18 protein-coding genes, 1 tRNA gene and 1 riboswitch are annotated in these 18283 nt (G+C 73.5%); of the genes, 9 read left to right on the top strand and 10 right to left on the bottom strand.

What is annotated here, in order from left to right; translation table 11 throughout:
- Positions 1 to 2: 2 nt before the first annotated feature.
- The 3 genes from ACZZ97_RS11755 to ACZZ97_RS11745 form a co-directional block, all read right to left on the bottom strand.
- Positions 3 to 1253, bottom strand: coding sequence for an SGNH/GDSL hydrolase family protein (locus tag ACZZ97_RS11755; protein WP_463473273.1), 1251 nt, complete (start codon positions 1251 to 1253; stop codon positions 3 to 5).
- Positions 1250 to 2944, bottom strand: coding sequence for an ABC-F family ATP-binding cassette domain-containing protein (locus ACZZ97_RS11750; RefSeq protein WP_463473272.1), 1695 nt, complete (start codon positions 2942 to 2944; stop codon positions 1250 to 1252). Before ACZZ97_RS11750 ends, ACZZ97_RS11755 begins: the two co-directional genes overlap by 4 nt.
- A gap of 246 nt (positions 2945 to 3190) precedes the next feature.
- Entirely contained in the window at positions 3191 to 4069 is an 879-nt protein-coding gene (locus ACZZ97_RS11745; protein WP_463473271.1) for a hypothetical protein, read from the bottom strand.
- A gap of 160 nt (positions 4070 to 4229) precedes the next feature.
- On the opposite strand from ACZZ97_RS11745, the gene ACZZ97_RS11740 reads away from it, so the two are divergent.
- Positions 4230 to 4415 (top strand): PspC domain-containing protein, encoded by a 186-nt coding sequence (locus ACZZ97_RS11740; RefSeq protein WP_123547822.1) that lies wholly within the window; start codon positions 4230 to 4232, stop codon positions 4413 to 4415.
- 54 nt (positions 4416 to 4469) lie between these two features.
- On the opposite strand, the gene ACZZ97_RS11735 is transcribed toward ACZZ97_RS11740, so the two are convergent.
- The 3 genes from ACZZ97_RS11735 to ACZZ97_RS11725 all read right to left on the bottom strand — a co-directional run bounded on the left by ACZZ97_RS11735 (position 4470) and on the right by ACZZ97_RS11725 (position 5912).
- Positions 4470 to 4931: a DUF2017 domain-containing protein gene (locus tag ACZZ97_RS11735; RefSeq protein WP_463473270.1), complete on the bottom strand. Its 462-nt coding sequence runs from the start codon at positions 4929 to 4931 to the stop codon at positions 4470 to 4472.
- Positions 4928 to 5230: an ATP-dependent Clp protease adapter ClpS gene (gene clpS, locus ACZZ97_RS11730; protein WP_123547824.1), complete on the bottom strand. Its 303-nt coding sequence runs from the start codon at positions 5228 to 5230 to the stop codon at positions 4928 to 4930. The genes ACZZ97_RS11735 and clpS overlap by 4 nt, the downstream gene beginning before the upstream one ends.
- A 154-nt stretch (positions 5231 to 5384) precedes the next feature.
- A complete protein-coding gene (locus tag ACZZ97_RS11725; RefSeq protein ID WP_463473269.1) occupies positions 5385 to 5912 on the bottom strand; it encodes a hypothetical protein in 528 nt (175 codons plus the stop codon).
- A 39-nt stretch (positions 5913 to 5951) separates the two neighbouring features.
- A riboswitch (ZMP/ZTP riboswitch) is annotated at positions 5952 to 6036 on the top strand.
- 63 nt (positions 6037 to 6099) lie between these two features.
- Between ACZZ97_RS11725 and glyA the strand changes: the two genes are divergently transcribed.
- Genes glyA through ACZZ97_RS11710 form a run of 3 tightly spaced genes read left to right on the top strand, consistent with a single transcriptional unit; the run spans position 6100 to position 8597 of the window.
- Complete coding sequence (glyA, locus tag ACZZ97_RS11720) at positions 6100 to 7404, top strand: serine hydroxymethyltransferase (RefSeq protein ID WP_314102383.1); 1305 nt, start codon at positions 6100 to 6102, stop codon at positions 7402 to 7404.
- A gap of 45 nt (positions 7405 to 7449) precedes the next feature.
- Positions 7450 to 7704 carry a hypothetical protein gene (locus ACZZ97_RS11715; RefSeq protein ID WP_463473268.1) on the top strand — a complete coding sequence of 85 codons (255 nt, stop codon included), beginning with the start codon at positions 7450 to 7452 and terminating at the stop codon, positions 7702 to 7704.
- A complete protein-coding gene (locus ACZZ97_RS11710) occupies positions 7704 to 8597 on the top strand; it encodes a bifunctional methylenetetrahydrofolate dehydrogenase/methenyltetrahydrofolate cyclohydrolase (protein ID WP_463473802.1) in 894 nt (297 codons plus the stop codon). Before ACZZ97_RS11715 ends, ACZZ97_RS11710 begins: the two co-directional genes overlap by 1 nt.
- Before the next feature lie 543 nt (positions 8598 to 9140).
- Here the strand turns inward: ACZZ97_RS11710 and galK are convergent.
- Both galK and galT read right to left on the bottom strand, forming a co-directional pair.
- Entirely contained in the window at positions 9141 to 10385 is a 1245-nt protein-coding gene (gene galK, locus ACZZ97_RS11705) for a galactokinase (protein WP_463473267.1), read from the bottom strand.
- Positions 10385 to 11485 (bottom strand): galactose-1-phosphate uridylyltransferase, encoded by a 1101-nt coding sequence (gene galT, locus ACZZ97_RS11700; RefSeq protein ID WP_463473266.1) that lies wholly within the window; start codon positions 11483 to 11485, stop codon positions 10385 to 10387. Before galT ends, galK begins: the two co-directional genes overlap by 1 nt.
- Positions 11486 to 11574: 89 nt before the next feature.
- On the opposite strand from galT, the gene ACZZ97_RS11695 reads away from it, so the two are divergent.
- On the top strand, positions 11575 to 12423 hold the full coding sequence (locus ACZZ97_RS11695) for a DeoR/GlpR family DNA-binding transcription regulator (protein WP_463473265.1): 849 nt from the start codon (positions 11575 to 11577) through the stop codon (positions 12421 to 12423).
- A 139-nt stretch (positions 12424 to 12562) separates the two neighbouring features.
- Complete coding sequence (locus ACZZ97_RS11690; RefSeq protein WP_463473264.1) at positions 12563 to 13531, top strand: aldose 1-epimerase family protein; 969 nt, start codon at positions 12563 to 12565, stop codon at positions 13529 to 13531.
- Between the two features lie 574 nt (positions 13532 to 14105).
- Here the strand turns inward: ACZZ97_RS11690 and ACZZ97_RS11685 are convergent.
- Positions 14106 to 14178 (bottom strand) — tRNA-Lys (locus ACZZ97_RS11685).
- Positions 14179 to 14322: 144 nt separating this feature from the next.
- On the opposite strand from ACZZ97_RS11685, the gene ACZZ97_RS11680 reads away from it, so the two are divergent.
- From ACZZ97_RS11680 to ACZZ97_RS11670, 3 genes are all read left to right on the top strand, one after another.
- Complete coding sequence (locus ACZZ97_RS11680) at positions 14323 to 14952, top strand: DNA-directed RNA polymerase subunit beta (RefSeq protein ID WP_314101492.1); 630 nt, start codon at positions 14323 to 14325, stop codon at positions 14950 to 14952.
- An 809-nt stretch (positions 14953 to 15761) separates the two neighbouring features.
- Positions 15762 to 16358, top strand: a complete 597-nt coding sequence (sigK, locus tag ACZZ97_RS11675) for an ECF RNA polymerase sigma factor SigK (protein ID WP_463473263.1) — start codon at positions 15762 to 15764, stop codon at positions 16356 to 16358.
- A complete protein-coding gene (locus ACZZ97_RS11670; protein WP_463473262.1) occupies positions 16355 to 17281 on the top strand; it encodes an anti-sigma factor in 927 nt (308 codons plus the stop codon). Before sigK ends, ACZZ97_RS11670 begins: the two co-directional genes overlap by 4 nt.
- 160 nt (positions 17282 to 17441) lie before the next feature.
- On the opposite strand, the gene pstB is transcribed toward ACZZ97_RS11670, so the two are convergent.
- The gene (gene pstB, locus ACZZ97_RS11665; RefSeq protein WP_123547836.1) at positions 17442 to 18221 is read right to left on the bottom strand and encodes a phosphate ABC transporter ATP-binding protein PstB; all 780 of its coding nucleotides are present in this window, start codon (positions 18219 to 18221) and stop codon (positions 17442 to 17444) included.
- Positions 18222 to 18283: the final 62 nt, after the last annotated feature.

Genomic DNA, 18283 nt, shown 5'->3' with positions numbered 1-18283 from the left:
GGTCAGCGCCCGAGCACGCCCGTCATGAAGGCGGCGATCGCGCGCTGGCCGGCGTCGTCCGGGTGCAGCCCGTCCGACGAGAGCAGGCTGCGCAGGTCGGTCGTGCCCGAGCTCGCGAGCGCGTCGCCGAGCGACACCGACACGACTCCGGTCTCGTCGACGACCTCGTCGAGCGCGGCGGAGTAGTCGGCGGTCGGCGCCTGCCCGGTGTCGGCCAGGCCGGCCGCGACGGGGAACTCGTCGACGACGACCACCGTGGGAGGCGCGTCCAGCGCCTGCAGGCCCTCGACGACGTCCCGGTAGCCGTCCGCGAACTCCTCGGGGCTGCTGCCCCGCAGGTCGTTGGCGCCGAGCGTGATCGTGACGACGTCGGGCTCGGCCGCGGCCACCGCCTCGAGCCAGCCCGCGAGGTCGTCGGTGAACGTGCCGGTCGTGGCGCCCGACCGCGCCGAGTCGTACAGGGTCACGCCGCGCTCCCGGTCGCCGTCGAAGGCGGCCAGGCCGTGCACGACGACGGGCTCGTCCGAGCGGTCGTCGGCCGCGGCGGTCACCGTGACGGTGTGCGGCCCGGGGTCCAGGCCCCCGACGGGCGTCACCGACGACGACGCGGCCGAGTCGCTGGTGTCGACGCGGCCCTGCCGGGTGCCGTCGACGTCCCACGTGAACGAGCCGCCCCCTCCTGCCCACCAGAGGTCCACGTCGGTGCCCGTCACCGGCCAGCTCACCCGCGCTCCGGGCTCGAGCTCGAGGCTGCGGAAGCCCAGGGCAGGCGAGGTGCCGTCGAGGTCGACGCCGCCCTGCCGGTCGGTCGCCCAGTCGCCCCAGGGGGAGTCGGGCCCGTAGGTCGCGAACACCGCCGGTCGGTAGCCGACGCCGCCCGTGACGCCGTCGACGGGGTGCGCGGCGCGGAGGGCGTCGCGGGTGAGGTCGACCCAGCGGACGTCGACCGAGGAGGCGCCCTGCCCCTCCGTGATCGAGTCGCCGACCGCGAGCCACCGGGCGGGCGAGCCGTCGACGTCGGCGAGGGCCGAGTCCCAGGCGGCCCAGGCCCCGTCCGCGCCGGTGCCCGTGCCGGTGCCCGCGTCGGGTGCGGCCGAGGCGCTGCCCGTCGCGCCGGACGTCGCGTCGTCGTCCGCTCCGGCCCCGCCGGTGCAGCCCGTCAGCAGCAGGGCCACGGCGAGGAGCCCCGCGACGGGGAAGGCTCGTCGCGTCGACGAGCGCGGCGAGCGGGTCGTCGAGGAGGCGCGGGTCACGACTCCGTCACCCGGCCGCCCTCGACGCGCCACTGCCGGTCGAGCCGCACCGTCTGCAACATCCGCCGGTCGTGCGTCACCAGCAGCAGCGTGCCCTCGTACGACTCGAGCGCCTGCTCGAGCTGCTCGATCGCGGCCAGATCGAGGTGGTTCGTCGGCTCGTCGAGGACGAGCACGTTGACGCCGCGGGCCTGCAGCAGGGCGAGGCCGGCGCGGGTGCGCTCGCCGGGCGACAGCTCGTCGACGGGGCGCGAGACGTGATCGGCCTTGAGCCCGAACTTGGCGAGCAGCGTGCGGACCTCGGCCTGGGGCCAGTCGGGCACGAGCGCCTCGAACGCCTCGGCCAGGGGCTCGTCGCCGGCGAGGAGCGCACGCGCCTGGTCGATCTCGCCGACGGCGATGCTGGCTCCGCGGCTGGCGCCTCCTTCGCTCGGGGCCTGGCGCCCCAGGAGCCCGCGCAGCAGCGTCGACTTGCCGGCGCCGTTGGGCCCCGTGATGCCGATGCGGTCGCCGCCGTCGACCTGCAGCGAGACGGGTCCGAGCACGAACTCGTCGCCCGGCTCGCCCTGGCGGAACACCGCGCCGCTGAGCGTCGCGACGACGGCGCTCGACCGCGGCGCGGAGCCGATGGTGAACTCGAGCTGCCATTCCTTGCGGGGCTCGTCGACCTCCTCCATGCGCGCGATGCGGCTCTCCATCTGCCGGACCTTCTGGCCCTGCTTCTCGCTCGACTCGGCGGACGCCTTGCGGCGGATCTTGTCGTTGTCGGGGGCCTTCTTCATCGCGTTGCGGACGCCCTGGCTCGACCACTCGCGCTGCGTGCGGGCACGGCCGACGAGGTCGGCCTTCTTGTCGGCGAACTCGTCGTAGGCCTCGCGGGCGTGACGGCGGGCCGTCTCGCGCTCCTCGAGGTAGGAGTCGTAGCCGCCGCCGAACACCCGGTTCGACGACTGGGCGAGGTCGAGCTCGAGCACCTTCGTGACGCAGCGTGCGAGGAACTCGCGGTCGTGGCTGACGAGCACGACGCCGCCGCGCTGGCCCTGCACGAAGCGCTCGAGCCGCTCGAGGCCGTCGAGGTCGAGGTCGTTCGTCGGCTCGTCGAGCAGGGCGACGTCGAAGCGGCTGAGCAGCAGGGCGGCGAGGCCGACCCGGGCCGCCTGGCCGCCGCTGAGCGAGGTCATCGGGCTGTCGGGGCCGACGGCGCCCTCGGCTTCGGCTTCGGCGCCGAGGCCCAGCTCGGCGAGCACCTGCGGGAGGCGGTCGTCCAGGTCGGCCGCGCCGCTCGCGAGCCAGCGCTCGAGCGCCGTCGAGTAGACGTCGGCAGGGTCGAGTCCGTCGGCTCGCGGGGCGGCGCCCACCTCGCCGAGGGCCGAGGCCGCCTCGTCCATCTCGGCGGCGGCCGGCGTGCAGCCCGTGCGGCGGCCGATGTAGCCGGCGACGGTCTCGCCGGGCACGCGCTCGTGCTCCTGCGGCAGCCAGCCGACGAACGCGTCGCCGGGGCTCAGCGTGACGCTGCCGCCCTGCGGCTCGTCCACCCCCGCGAGGAGGCGCAGCAGCGTCGACTTGCCGGCCCCGTTCACGCCCACCACGCCCACGACGTCGCCGGGCGCGACCGTCAGGTCGAGGTCGTCGAACAGGGTGCGGTGCCCGTGGCCGCCGGCCAGGCCCTTGGCCACGAGTGATGCGCTCATCGGACCATTCTCGCCCGGTGTCGGCCGTCACCGCGCCACGGGCGCGATGCCCGTCACCGGCACGACGACCACGACGACCACGACGTAGGCCCGGTTCTTCGCGGGCATCCGCCCAGGGGGCTCGCGTCGGACCCGGTCAAGGGCTGGGCGACGTCACCTCCCGCCTCGACGGCCGTCCGTCCAGTCGGCCCGTCACCGTGTCGCGCCCTCGTGGTCGCACGCGTCGTGGCCGTTCACCCGGGCCCCTCACCGCGGCCGCACCGGGCCCCACGGCAGGTCCGGCGTCCGCTCGCCCGTCCGGCTGAAGTGCACGGCGGCGGCGACCGACCGGCGTCGCAGCTCGCGCGCCCCGAGCAGCTGCGGGTACGGCTCGCCCTCGACGGGCACGGTCTCCGTGTCGAGGGCTTCGTGCCACGGCCCCTCGGCGACGTCGTCCGCCTGGAGCACGAAGCAGGGCGTCCCTCGGTCCCGCAGGAGGAACATGCCCGCCGGCCCTCGCCGCAGTTCCACCTGGTGGGCCTGCTGGTCGCGGAGCCTCCGGACGGCCTTCTCCAGCAACCGAGGTGACGGGTCGACGGCCTCCCACCGGAGGCGGTCCGTCTCGAGACGGAGGACGGTCCGGCCCGGCACGTCCTCCGGCCGGGTCGGCGGGTCGAACTCGCGGACGGCGCGGGCGTCGGCCCGCGCGCGCAGCACGCCGCCGAGCGTCGCGCCGCAGAACACCCCGGCGGAGGTGGTGAGCACGTTCCACGCCTCGGGCAGGCCAGGCGAGACGGTCGGCACGACGAGCAGCACGCCGACCGTGATCGCGAGACGCACGGCGTCGGGGCGGTGCGGACGGCTGCCGGTCACCACGCCGGCGAACACGGCGACCACCGCCCAGAAGACGACGAGGCCGGGCGTGACGCCGCCGAAGAGGGAGGCGGCGACGCCCACGGGCAGCGCGGCGACGGCGAGCACCAGGCGGTCGACCGACGGGGGCGCGAGCGGCGGTGACGGCGGGAGCCGGCGGAGGGCGTCGGCGTGCTGCTGCCGCTGCTGCGGACGGCGCTCCTGCTGACGGGGCCGCCGTCGCCCGTCGTGCTGCGGTGCTCCGGGCTGCGGCCGGTCCGGTGTGCTCCCCACGAGTTCCCCCTCGTCGTCGGCCGCGCTCAGCGGCGGCCTGCCTCCGATCCTGGCAGCGCTGGCCGTCCCGAGGCCGCGCGCCGCGCCTCCTCGGGATCGTCTCGTCCGCTGCCGAGCCGCGACCCAGCCGCGATCGAGCCCGGGCTGGCAGGGTGGGCCCATGGCTACCCTCACTCGTCCCCGCCGCGGCAAGGTCATCGCCGGAGTCTGTGCCGCACTCGCGAACCGCTTCGGCCTCAGCCCGTTCCTCGTGCGGCTGCTCTTCGTGCTGTCGCTGCTGCTGCCCGGTCCGCAGGTGCTGCTGTACCTCGTGCTCTGGGTGGTGTTCCCGAAGGAGGGGCGCTAGCCGCCCGCAGGATCGGCGCGGCCCGCAGCGGGTCGGGTCCCGCAGCGCGCGGGCTCAGCCCAGCGTCTGGACGAGGCTCTCCTGCAGGTAGCCGAGCCAGTCGAACACGTCGTGCATGACGACCACGTGCGGGTCGTCGCTCGGTGCTGGGCCCTCGGACGTGACGCCGAGTCGGCTGCCGAGCACGAGCCGCAGGTCGGTCAGCGTCCGCAGCCACGACTGCTGCCCCGCGGCGTCGAGCCGCTCGGCCGTCGGCGCCGCGACGTCGTCGAGCACCCGTCGCGCGTTGGCGAGCTTGCGGGCGGTGAGGTCGTCGGCGGTGAACCTGCGGAACTCGGCCGCCGCCTCCTCGTCGTCGGGGTAGGCGGACGGCAGGAGGCGCGCCACGGCCGGGTCGCCGGGGTCGCCGCCCTCGAGCACGGTGACGAGCTGGGCGACGAGGTCGCCGAGCAGCCGCGCCTCGTGCTCGGGCAGGTCGAGCAGCAGGTCGTCGCCGCGCCGCCGGAACGGGATCACTCGTCGGCCTTCGCGACGGTCGCCCAGAGGCCGAAGTCGTGCAGGGCCTCGACGTGCCGCTCCATCGCCTCGCGCGGGCCGGTGGCCACGACGGCGCGGCCGGTCGTGTGCACCTGCATCATGAGGCGCTCCGACTCGGCCGCCGCGTAGCCGAAGTAGCTGCGGAACACCCAGCTCACGTACGACATCAGGTTCACCGGGTCGTCCCAGACGAGCACGACCCAGGGCACGTCGGGCGCGACGAGGAGGCGCTCGCCGGTCTCGGTCCCGGTGCGCGTGTCGTCGAGGGTCTGCGTCACCGCACCAGCGTGCCACGGCTCGCCCGGCAGAACGAACCGTCTGGTCTGTCGGCACCTCCTCGAGCGCCTCTCGCAGGCCGGCCGTCGCGCCGGCCGGCGCCGGCCAACGGGTCGCGCGGCGACGCCGGCCGGACGTCCTGCCGGCAGCCGCCGGTCAGCGGGTGGCGACCGACGCCTCCGGCACGTCCAGCAGCTCGCGCACCCTCACGGCCGCGCCGACCGGGTCGGGCACCTCGACGTTGTAGGTGCGCCCGTCGGTCGTCACGACGCGCAGCCCCTGGTCGCCCCGCCGACCGAGGGAGGCGTTCAGCAGCAGCCCCTTGCTCGACCGCGCCCAGCCCTTGACGCCCCAGCCGCCGAAGCTGATCGGGCTCCAGGTGTCGGCCGTGACCGAGACGATCTCCTGACGCGCCACCGACCGCCGGTAGAAGGGCGTGAACGCGAGGAGGAGGCGCGCGCGGTCGGCCCTGACCGTGACGCCCATCGACGCGAGCACCACCGCGACCAGCACGAGCACCAGGGGCCCGACGGTCCGCTCGGAGGTGCTGGCGTCGTCGCCCGGCGCGACCCACGAGAACGCGGCGAGGGCGAGCATCACGGCCACCAGCGGCCACCGGAGCCAGCCGGTCATGCCGGTGCGGAACCGGACGTCTGACGAGGAGGTGGCGGTGCGGTCCGGCATCGTCCCAGTCTCGCATCCGCCCAGCCGCCCGAGTTATGATCGACCCGTCGCGACTGGCGTTCAGATGGTCACCATCGGGGAGCGACGCACACACGGTACGTGGCCGTACGCCTGGGCCACCTCACCACCTGAAGAACCGGCACCTCGTGCCGCCCTCGTCCCGTGACCGTGTAGAGAGAGACCCGCCATGACGATCCAGTCAGAGTCCACCGCCAGTGCCGCCGGCCAGAAGCTGCCCTCGACCTTCAACGCCCCGCTCAGCGAGGTCGACCCCGAGATCGCCGCCGTGCTCGAGCAAGAACTGGGCCGTCAGCGCGACTACCTCGAGATGATCGCCTCCGAGAACTTCGTGCCGCGTGCCGTGCTCGAGTCGCAGGGCTCCGTGCTCACGAACAAGTACGCCGAGGGCTACCCGGGCCGTCGCTACTACGGCGGCTGCGAGTTCGTCGACGTCGCCGAGAACCTCGCCATCGAGCGCGCCAAGTCGCTGTTCGGCGCCGACTTCGCCAACGTGCAGCCCCACTCGGGCGCCCAGGCCAACGCCGCCGTGCTGGCGGCGCTCGCCGACATCGGCGACACGATCCTCGGCCTCGAGCTGTCGCACGGCGGCCACCTGACCCACGGCATGAAGCTCAACTTCAGCGGCAAGATGTACAAGGCCGTCGCGTACGAGGTCGACCCCGAGACGTACCTCATCGACATGGACGTCGTCCGCCGCCAGGCGATCGAGCACCAGCCCAAGGTGATCATCGCCGGCTGGTCGGCCTACCCCCGCCAGCTCGACTTCGAGGCGTTCCGCGCCATCGCCGACGAGGTCGGCGCGTACCTCTGGGTCGACATGGCGCACTTCGCCGGGCTCGTCGCCGCCGGCCTGCACCCCTCGCCCGTGCCGCACGCCCACGTCGTCTCGTCGACCGTGCACAAGACCCTCGCCGGTCCCCGGTCGGGCGTGATCCTGTCGAACCACGAGCCGCTCTTCAAGAAGCTCAACTCGGCGGTCTTCCCCGGCCAGCAGGGCGGCCCGCTGATGCACGTCATCGCCGCCAAGGCGACCGCGTTCAAGCTCGCGGCCGAGCCCGAGTTCAAGGACCGCCAGGAGCGCACCATCCGCGGCGCCCAGGCCCTCGCCGCACGCCTCATGCAGGCCGACGCGAAGGCGGCCGGCGTCGACGTGCTGACCGGCGGCACCGACGTGCACCTCGTGCTCGTCGACCTGCGCGCCAGCGAGGTCGACGGCAAGCAGGCCGAGAACCTCCTGCACGAGGTCGGCATCACCGTCAACCGCAACTCGGTCCCGTGGGATCCTCGCCCGCCGATGGTCACCTCCGGCGTCCGCATCGGCACGTCCGCGCTCGCGACCCGCGGCTTCGACGACGCCGAGTTCGCCGAGGTCGCCGACATCATCGCCGCGACGCTGATGCCCGAGCCCGACATCGCCGCGCTGGCCGCGCGGGTGAAGGCGCTGACCGACGCGTTCCCGCTCTACGCGTGAGCGCGGGCGTGGGCCCGGTCGACGCGACCGGCGCCTCCTCGTCCCGTGAGCCGGCCGGCGCAGCTGACCGTGCGACTGCGGCTGCGGCTGCTGGTGCGGCTGCTGGTGCTGGTGCGGCTGGTGCCGGGGCTGGTGCGCCCGTTGAAGCGGCTGCGGCTGCCGGCCTCGATGCGGCTGGTGCCGGTCCCGATGCAGCTGCCGGTTCTGGCATCGTGCCCTCCGGTGATGCCGGCGTCGGCGCGGGCCCCTCGTCGGCCGGTGCTGTGGGGGGCGACGTCGACGAGCAGGGACGGCCGCTGATCGCGGGGCCGGGCAGTGCCGTGAAGATCGACGGCACGGCTCTCGCCGCGACCGTCAAGGCCGACCTGCGCGAGCGGGTCGACGCCCTCAAGGCGCGCGGCACGGCGCCGGGGCTCGGGACGATCCTCGTCGGGGCCAACCCCGGCTCGTTGTCGTACGTCGCGGGCAAGCACCGCGACTGCGCCGAGGTGGGGATCGAGTCGATCCGCATCGACCTGCCGGACACGGCCTCGGAGGCCGAGATCCGCGCCGCGATCGAGACGATGAACGCGGACGAGGCCGTGACGGCCTTCATCATCCAGCTGCCGCTGCCCGAGGGCATCGACCCGACGGCGATGCTCGAGCTGATGGACCCCGCCAAGGACGCCGACGGCCTGCACCCCGTCAACCTGGGCGAGCTCGTGCTCGCCGTGCCCGGGGGCAAGGGCTCCATCGACACGCCCCTGCCCTGCACGCCGCGAGGCATCGTCGCGATGCTGCGCGCCTACGACGTGACGATCGCCGGCGCGCACGTGACGATCGTCGGCCAGGGGCTGACGGTGGGGCGTCCGCTCGGGCTGCTGCTGACGCGGCTCGAGGCGACGGCCACGCTGACGCACTCGCGCACGGCCGACGTCGCCGCGGAGGTGCGCCGGGCCGACATCGTCGTGGCCGCCGCCGGGGTGGCCGGCCTGGTGAAGCCCGACTGGGTGCAGCCCGGAGCGACCGTGATCGACGTGGGCATCACGCGTGTCCTCAACGAGGAGACCGGCAAGTACAAGCTGCGCGGCGACGTCGACCCGGGCGTGGCCGCCGTGGCAGGCGCCTTGTCGCCGGTGCCTGGGGGAGTCGGCCCCATGACCCGCGCGATGCTGCTCGCCAACGTGGTGGAGGCCGCCGAGCGCGTGGCCTGAGGCGCTGCGCGCGGGGTGCGGCGCCCGGCGCCTACGGCGCCCGGCACCGGCGGCGTCGGCCGCGCCTGGCGACCGCCGCGCCTGGCGCCCGCGGCGTCGGCCGCGCCTGGCGACCGCCGCGCCTGGCGCCCGCGGCGTCCGCCGGGCCTGGCGCCTGCCGGGCCTGGCGCCCGCGGCGCCGGCCGCGCCTGGCGCCCGCCGGGCCTGGCGTCTAGCGCGCCTGGCGCCCGCCGCGCCTAGCGCCCCGCCGCCCGCAGCGCGTGGGAGATGCTCGAGAAGGGACGAGGTAGGGCTGGGCCCAGCCCTACCTCGTCCCTTCTCGCCTGAGTCGCACACGTGCCCGCGCTGGCGCCCGGCGGCCCGGTCGGGCTGGCCGACCCGGGCGAGTTCGTCGCCGCCGGGCTCTCGTCCACGCCCGTCGTCGTCGAACTCGCCCGTCGTCGGCCGTGCTGGCTGCTCACGCCGAATCCGCCCGGGCCGCACACGACGAACCCGCCCGCCCCGGGAGGGGACGAGCGGGCAGGGTCGAGCGTGCGGGTCGCGTCAGGCGTCGCGGCGCGCACCCTCGGCGGGGTGCACCGTGAAGACCGTCGGCGCGGTGAAGCCGGCCTCCGCGAAGGCGGCGGTCACGGCCGACGCGACGGCGTCCCGGTCGGCCGAGCGGACGAGCGCGATCGCCGAGCCGCCGAAGCCCCCGCCGGTCATGCGCGCGCCGACGGCCCCGGCCGCCTGGGCGGTGGAGACCGCGAGGTCGAGCTCGGGCACCGAGATCTCGAAGTCGTCGCGCATCGAGACGTGCGACGCGTCGAGCAGCGCACCGATGGCGACGGCGCCCTCGGTGCGCAGGGTGCGCACGGTGTCGAGCACGCGCTGGTTCTCGGTGACCACGTGGCGCACGCGGCGGAACGTCTCGTCGTCGAGCACCTCGGCGGCACGGGCCAGGTCGTCGACGTCGAGGTCGCGCAGCGAGCTGACGCCGAGCGCCTCGGCGCCGCGCTCGCACGAGGTGCGGCGCTCGACGTAGCCGCCGGTGGCGTGGGCGTGCTCGACGTGCGTGTCGACGACGAGGATCTCGAGGCCGGCCGCGTCGAAGCCGAGGTCGACGACGTCGGCGTCGAGGCTGCGGCAGTCGAGGAACACGGCCGAGTCGGCCTGGCCCAGCAGCGACGCGGACTGGTCCATGATGCCGGTGGGCGCGCCCACGGCCTCGTTCTCGGACAGCTGGCCGACGGCGGCGAGGGCAGCGCGGTTCACGTCGAGGCCCCAGAGCTCGGTCATCGCGACGGCGACCGAGCACTCGAGCGCGGCGGACGACGACAGCCCGGCGCCGATCGGCACGTCGGAAGTGACGAACAGGTCGAGCCCGGGCACCGACGACAGGTCGATCGTCGAGAGGTCTCCGCCGGCGGCCGCGAACGACGGCGACGCGGCGTGCGTCGGCGCGATCGAGAGCGCCCAGGCGATGCCGAACACGTAGGCGGACCAGCCGTCCATGCGGGCGGGGTCGAGCTCGTCGAGCGAGATCTCGTGGACGCTCTCGTCGAAGGTGCTGGCGACGCGGAGGAGGCGGTCGTCACGCACGCCGACGGTCACGACCGTGCGGCGGTCGATCGCGAACGGGAACACGAAGCCGTCGTTGTAGTCCGTATGCTCGCCGATCAGGTTGGCGCGGCCGGGCGCCGACCACCGACCGGTGACGGGGGTGTCGAAGACGGAGGCGAAGTCGCGGGCGTGACCGGTCTCGGCGGCGCGGGCCGCGCCTCCTGCGGTGTCGGGGGTGGTGTCCATCAGCGCGTCATCGCCTCTCTCAGTCGGTCGGCCTGGACCTCGGGCACGAGGTCGCCCACCCAGGCTCCCATCGCGGCCTCGGAGCCCGCCAGGAACTTCAGCTTGGTCTCGGCACGTCGCGGCGAGGTGATCTGCAGCATCAGCCGGACGGTGTCGCGTCCGACGTTGACGGGAGCCTGGTGCCAGGCGCCGATGTAGGGCGTCTCGTCGCCGTAGAGGGCGTCGAGCCCCGTGAGGAGGCGCTTGTACATGACCGCGAGCTCGTCGCGTTCGTCGCTCGTCAGGCCCGCGAAGTCGGGCACGTGGCGGTGGGGGAGCAGGTGGATCTCGATGGGCCAGCGCGCGGCGAACGGCACGAAGGCCGTGAAGTGCTCGCCGGCGAGGACGACGCGCGGTCCGCTGCGCTCGCTCGCGAGCAGGTCGGCGAAGAGGTCGGGGCCGTAGGCGTCGATGCTGCGCAGCAGCGCGGAGGTGCGCGGCGTCACGTAGGGGTAGGCGTAGATCTGGCCGTGCGGGTGGTGCAGGGTCACGCCGATGGCCTGGCCGCGGTTCTCGAACGGGAAGACCTGCTCGACGCCGGGCAGGGCCGAGAGGGCCGCGGTGCGGTGCGCCCACGCCTCGACGACCGTGCGGGCACGGGAGTCGCTGAGGCCGGCGAACGAGCCGTGCGTCTCGGGGCTGAAGCAGACGACCTCGCAACGGCCGACGCTGCGGCGCGTGCGACCGAGGCCGACCTCGGCCAGGTCGGCGAGACCGGCCGGGGCGTCGGGCCCGTCGAGGGTCGGGCCGAACGACGGGGAGCGGTTCTCGAAGACCGCGACGTCGTACAGGTCGGGGATCTCGGACGGGTTCGTCGAGGAGGCGGGGGCCAGGGGGTCGAGCTCGGCCGGCGGCAGGAACACGCGGTTCTGGCGCGAGGCCGCGATCGAGACCCACTCGCCCGTGAGCGGGTCCTGCCGCATCGAGGCGGTCTCGGGCCGCGGGTCGAGCACGCGCGCGTCGGCGCGGCGCTCGGCGCCGAGGGAGGTGTCGGCGTCGTCGAAGTAGATGAGCTCACGGCCGTCGGCCAGTGTCGTCGGGCGGATGGCGATCGACGCCATGGTGCCTCCTCGGGGGCGGGGGTGGGGCCTGCGGACGCCCCCGCGACTTGCACTTGCGAAAGCAGGTGAAAGCATACGAAGATCGAGGGGTGACCCGCAACCCCGACGACGCCCCGCTGCCCGGCGAGCGTCGGCGCGGGCGCATCGCCGACCTGGTCGGCCGTCGCGGGTTCGTCTCGACCTCCGAGCTGGCGCGTGAGTTCCGGCTCTCCGAGGTGACCATCCGCACCGACCTCGAGAGCCTGGCCGCCGATGGCCTGCTGTCGCGCGTCCACGGCGGCGCCCTCTCCGTCGACCGGCCGGTCGAGCGCCCCTTCGAGGAGGAGAGCGCGGTCGGCACCGACGCCAAGAAGGCGATCGGAGTCCGCGCCGCCTCGCTCGTGCGCTCGGGCGACTGCGTCGTGATCGACGTCGGCACCACGACGACGCAGATCGCCCTGGCCCTGCTCGACCGTCACGACCTCGAGGGGGTCGTCGTCGTCACCAACGGGCTGACGATCGCGCTGGCCCTCGAGCAGGCGGTGCCCCGGTTCACGGTGATCGTCTCGGGCGGCACCCTCCGGCCGCTGCAGCACTCGCTCGTGAACCCCCTGGCCACCAGCGTCTTCAGCTCGATCACCGCCGACCTCGCGTTCATCGGCTGCACCGGCGTCCACGCCGAGCACGGCGCGACCAACGTCAACCTGCCCGAGACCGACCTGAAGCGCCTCATGACCACCACCGCCCGGCGCTCGTACATCGTCGCCGACGGCGGCAAGCTCGGCGAGGCGCACCTGGGCGTCATCGGCCCGCTCGACCGGTTCGAGGCGCTCATCACCGCCGACGCCGAGGCCGGGCAGGTCGACGCCCTGCGGCGAGCCGGGCTCGAGGTCGTCGAGGCCGAGCTGCCCGGCGACGGTCCCGGCCCGGCCGGGGCGGCCGACGACCTGGCAGGCTGACGCCGGAGGCGCGGTGCCGGCCACCGGCACGGCTGCGCCTCCTGCAGTCCGCACCCGCACCTCCTGCACCTCCCGCACCTCCTGCACCTGCTGCGACGACGCTCACCGCGGTCGTGACGCTCACGACGAAGGGACGACCATGACGACCCCACCCACGGGACACCAGCACGAGCTGAGGCTCGAGGCCGACGGCCGCGTCGTCACGGCGACGGTGACCGAGGTCGCCGCCGGGCTGCGCGCCCTGGCCGTCGACGGCGAGGCGCTGACCGAGACGTTCGCCGAGCACGAGACGCCGCCCTCGGCGTGCGGCATCACGCTGTTCCCGTGGCCGAACCGCGTCGACGGCGGGCGCTGGACCCTCGACGGACGTGAGCTGCAGCTCGACCTCACCGAGCCGGCCAAGGGCAACGCGAGCCACGGTCTGCTGCGGTACACGGCGTACCGGGCGGTCGACGTGGAGCCGCACGCGGTGACGCTGGCGGCGACGGTGTTCCCGCAGCACGGCTGGCCGTTCACCCTCGAGGCGACGGTGCGGCACGAGCTCGTCGCCGACGGCATGCGGGTGGAGCACACCGTGTCGAACGTCGGTGCAGCCCGTGCGCCGTTCGCCGTCGGCTCGCACCCGTTCCTGCGGGTCGGCGAGCACGACCCGGCGACGCTGACGATCACGCTGGAGGCGGCGACCCGGTACGAGGTCAGCGAGCGCGGCATCCCGACCGGCACGTCGCCCGTGGCGGGCACGTCGTCCGACCTCCGTGGCGGGCCCCGTCTCGGCGACCTCGACCTCGACACTCCCTACCGCGACGTGCAGCCCGGCGCCGACGGCGCGCGCCGCACGCGGCTGACGGCGCCCGACGGCACGACGACCGAGCTCTGGCAGGACGAGGCGTTCCCGTACGTGCAGGTCTTCACGCCCCGGAACTTCCCACGCGCGGGGGTCGAGGGGCTGGCCGTGGCGGTCGAGCCGATGACGGCGCCCCCGAACGCGCTCGCGACCGGCGAGGGGCTCCTCTGGCTCGAGCCGGGCGAGACGTGGACGGCCGCGTGGGGGATCCGGCGGGTCGCTGCCGGCGCCGCCGGTGGCTCAGGCGGCTCGGCTCAGGCCTAGGCGACGCGAGTTCGACGTAGCGACGCGATGTCCCGCGTCGTCTCGTCGTCATCGCGTCGGCTCCGATGGAGCTGTGCGACAGGTGCCGTCCGGCGAAACCGACCCCGTGACCCGTTGTCCAGTATGCGCAGGTGGTCCCTGCCGACCCTCCACATCTGTCCGTTCTGGCGCTAACGTGACTTCGTTCGGCTGGTTACCGGACACAAGTCGCCGGGAGGTCCGGGCGCCGATCCCCACCTGATCCGGGGACCGGAGCCGCTCCTGGTGCACCGTGCCCCCGCTGGCTCCGCCGGTCGGGGGCACGCTCGTCTCCGGCGCCGTCGGCCCACCACGGGTGCGTCCTCGACGACACGAGACCGACGAACGACGAAGGCGACACCCGATCGAGCTGAGTGTCGCCTTCGTCGTTCGTGGGCCCCGTGGGGCTCGATCCCCACCGGCACGGCCGTCACGCCGCTCCGCGGCGCGCCGGGACCGGTGGCGTGGGCCCACCACGGGTGCGTCCTCGACGACACGAGACCCACGAACGACGAAGGCGACACCCGATGGAGCTGGGTGTCGCCTTCGTCGTTCGTGGGCCCCGTGGGGCTCGAACCCACGACCCGCGGATTAAAAGTCCGATGCTCTGCCAACTGAGCTAGAGGCCCTCGGTGTTCGAGGATACGTGATCGCGGGCGTCCTCGCGGGCCGGCAGCGCGCCTCCTTCGCGGCCGCGAGCGACGACGGGAGGCGACGGGCGACGGCGCCCGACCCACACGCCGCTGTCGGTGCACGCGCGTATCGTCGGGGCGATGCCCAGAGACTTCCACCGCCCGACCCAGTTCCCCAGCGCCGCCTTCGAGGCGTTCCAGGGAGGCGACGACCCGGCGACCGTGAACCGGATCGCCCACGAGTCGGCGGCCGCGCTCGTCGCCCGGGTCAAGCACGACCCGCAGCCCGAGATCCTCGACCGGCTCGTCTCGTTCAGCGACGAGCACGGCATCGACGTCGTCGCCGAGCTGTGGGCCCGCGCCGCGCCGCACACCCTCCCCGGGGCCCTGTGGCGCATCTACCTCGTCCGCGCGGTCATCCGCCAGGCGCCCGAGGAGGTCACCTACCTCTTCGACCGCGGCGTCGAGACGTCGACCACCATCGACCCGATCGTCGCCGGGGCCCCGACGCCCGCGACCCCCGCCGAGGTGCTCGCGCTGGCCGATCTCATCCTCCGCGGGGTGTTCGACGGCGACTTCGCGGTCGCGCTCGAGCGCGGTGCGGCGTTCTGCCGGCTCGCGGCGGCGGGCGCCACGACCGTGGCCGACGAGCAGGACTCGATCGGCTCCGACCTCGCTTCGACGCTGACCCGGCGTGCGCTCCGCCTCTCTGAGCTCGGTGTCGACCTCACCGCGTGCGCCGCGCTCTGGCGCGACGGCAGCCTCGACTGACGCAGCGTGGATCGGCGTCGCGCACCAACGCGATCGGCGACCGTCGTCTGAAAGCGAGACAGATCGGGACTCGGCTTGCCTGGTCGACGGGCGCGGCGCCTCCTCCGGGCCGGATCACTCTCAATTTTCGAGGGTGAAGCTACAGGAGGCGCGGCGACGTCCTCGAGGAGCGGACCGCGGAGGGGCGGAGCAGAGCTGAGCAGGCGGTGACTGATGCGCAGCGTTCGCACCGGGCGAACGCCCGAGCGAGGCCCGGCGACGACGGTTACACTCGATCACTGTCGGGCCGTAGAAACCCCGGGCTCCAAATTTAGCCGCTTCGAGCGGCCTCGCGCCGAGAGGCGTTCCTGCGGCTCGACACCCTCTTCCCCTCCCCGAGCGTGACCATCCCGTTCGGCTGATCCGGGGCCCCGTCCCCGTCCCCTCATCCGGGGCTCACGGTCGAGTGGTCCGAAGTGGTCCCTCACGACGCGGTGACCGACCGTTCGTGACCACTCGGCCACCGGAGGCCGAGGCCCCGGCAAGAGTTCCGTGCACCCGGGGCAAACTGGCCCAAACCAGCAGACCCCCGGTGCCGAACCATGAGCGTGAGGGATCGAGAGATCCTCCGCTGACTTCCCGCCGCCCTGACTGGCGGGACGACGCGGTCGTTCCCTCCGCTCGGCCCGGGCCTGAACGCCATCCCAGACGGTCACCGGGCGGGGGGAGCGACTCACACCAGCAAGAACAGCACCACCAGAGACCAGCACGAACCCGTCACGATCCTGTGACGGTCAGCCCGACACAAGCGGATCGAGGTGAACCCTGACATGCTGAAGCTCGTGACCCACGACATCGAGACTCCCCAGGACGAGGCGCGTGCGTCGACTCCTGACGAGCTCCTCATCAGGGTCGCCCAGGCCGATCGAGTGGCCTTCGCCGAGCTGTACGACCAGACCGCACCCCGTGTGATGGGCCTGATCAAGCGTCTCCTGAAGGACCACTCGCAGTCCGAGGAAGTCACCCAAGAGGTCTTCCTCGAGATCTGGCAGAACGCCGCTCGCTTCGACACCACCCGGGGCAGCGCCTCGAGCTGGATGCTGACGATGGCCCACCGCCGGGCCGTCGACCGTGTCCGTGCCTCGCAGGCCGGCCGCGACCGAGACCTCAAGATCGGCGTCCGCGACCTGGAGCCCGGCTACGACTCGGTCACCGAGTCGGTCGAGATCCGGATCGAGCACGAGCGCGTCGAGCGTGCACTGGGACGACTCACGGAGCTCCAGAGCCAGGCCGTCAGGCTGGCGTACTACGGCGGCTACAGCCACAGCGAGGTGGCCGCGATGCTGGGGGTGCCGATCGGCACCGTCAAGACGAGACTGCGCGACGGCATGATCCGCCTGCGCGACGAGATGGGAGTGGCATCGTGACCTACCGCGACGACTCCACCACCGGCGGGAACCCGCCCCACGACTCGCTCGAGGCGATGTCGGGCGCGTACGTGCTCGACGCCCTGAGCGACGACGAACGACACGACTTCGAGACTCTGCTGGAGGAGTCCGAGAGCACCAGAAGGGAAGTGACCGAATTGAGAGAGACCGCATTGCTGCTCGCCCACGCGGCACCGCCCGTGATGCCTTCGGCCGCCCTCCGCGCGAGCATCATGGACGCCATCGTCGGGCTGCCGCAGCTGCCCGCCCAGACCACCTCCGGCTCTGCCCCGCAGACGTCGGACGCGACCCCGGCCGCAGCGACCCCGGTCGCAGGAGGCGCGGGTGACGACCACGAGATCGCCCGCCCCGGCCGCCACGCCGTCCCCGAGATGGAGCCGAGCGAGTCCGAGACCGCTGCCCGCGTGATCGAGCCCACCGGCGCCGCCCGTGCCCGCTGGTTCACCCGTCCCGTCGCGATGCTCGGTGTCGCCGCGGCAGCCGCCGCGCTCTTCTTCGGAGGAGGCGCGCTGCTGTCCGAGGTCACCGGCCCGAGCCAGCAGCAGGAGGCCACCGCCTCCTCGATCGACGAGATCTACGCGGCAGGGGACTTCCAGCGGACCGTGGCGGACGTCAGCACCGGCGGGACCGCGACGCTGGTCTGGTCGAACGAGCTCAAGCGCTCGGCGGTCGTCCTCGACGGCCTCACCTCGCTGCCCGGCGACCAGACGTACGAGCTCTGGTACATCGGTGCCGACGGTGCCGTCCCCGCCGGCACGTTCGACACGGACAGCGACTCGACGGTCACGAAGGTGCTCAAGGGCGAGATGACGCCCGGCGACACCATCGGCCTGACGGTCGAGCCCGTCGGCGGCTCCGAGCAGCCGACGAGCGACCCGATCATGGCCGTGCAGGCCGCCTAGCAGCGACAGCACGAGCCGGTCGGGCCCCGCGAGAGCGCGACCCGGCCACACGACGAAGGAGGCGGCCCACCAGCAGGTGGGCCGCCTCCTTCGCGTCGCGCCGGGCCGAGGACGGCCCGTGGGCCGCGGACGACCGTCGGGCCGCGCACAGCCTCCTGGTTCAGCCGAAGCGGCCGGAGACGTAGTCCTCGGTCGCCTGGACGCTGGGCTTCGAGAACATCGTGGCGGTGTCGTCGTACTCGATGAGCTTGCCGGGCTTGCCGGTGCCCGCGATGTTGAAGAAGGCCGTCTTGTCGCTGACCCGGCTCGCCTGCTGCATGTTGTGGGTCACGATGACGATCGTGTACTGCTGCTTGAGCTCCTCGATGAGGTCCTCGATGGCGAGCGTCGAGATCGGGTCGAGGGCCGAGCACGGCTCGTCCATCAGGATCACGTCGGGGGAGACGGCGACGGCGCGCGCGATGCAGAGACGCTGCTGCTGCCCGCCCGAGAGGCCCGAGCCGGGCTTGTCGAGGCGGTCCTTGACCTCGTTCCAGAGGTTGGCGCCCTGCAGCGAGCTCTCGACCAGGTCGTCCTGCTCGCCCTTGCCCATGCGGCGGTTGTTGAGCTTCACGCCGGCGAGCACGTTGTCGCGGATGCTCATGGTGGGGAACGGGTTCGGGCGCTGGAACACCATTCCGACCTGACGGCGGACGAGCACCGGGTCGACGCCGGGGCTGTACAGGTCGTTGCCGTCGATCAGCACCTCACCGTCCACGTAAGCACCGGGGATGACCTCGTGCATGCGGTTCAGCGTGCGGAGGAACGTCGACTTGCCGCAGCCGGACGGGCCGATGAAGGCCGTGACGGTGCGCGGCTCGATGGTGATGTTGACGTCCTCGACGGCCTTGAACTTGCTGTAGTAGACGTTGAGGTCCTTGACCTCGATGCGCTTGGACATTCAGGTTCCTTCGGTGAGGTGCGGCGTCGTGCTGCGTGTCGGGTGCGGAGACGCGGGGGGAA

The organism is Frigoribacterium sp. AC512 (assembly GCF_979258295.1).
The sequence above is the reverse complement of the archived record's forward strand: the minus strand, read 5'-3'. Positions and strand labels throughout refer to the sequence as shown.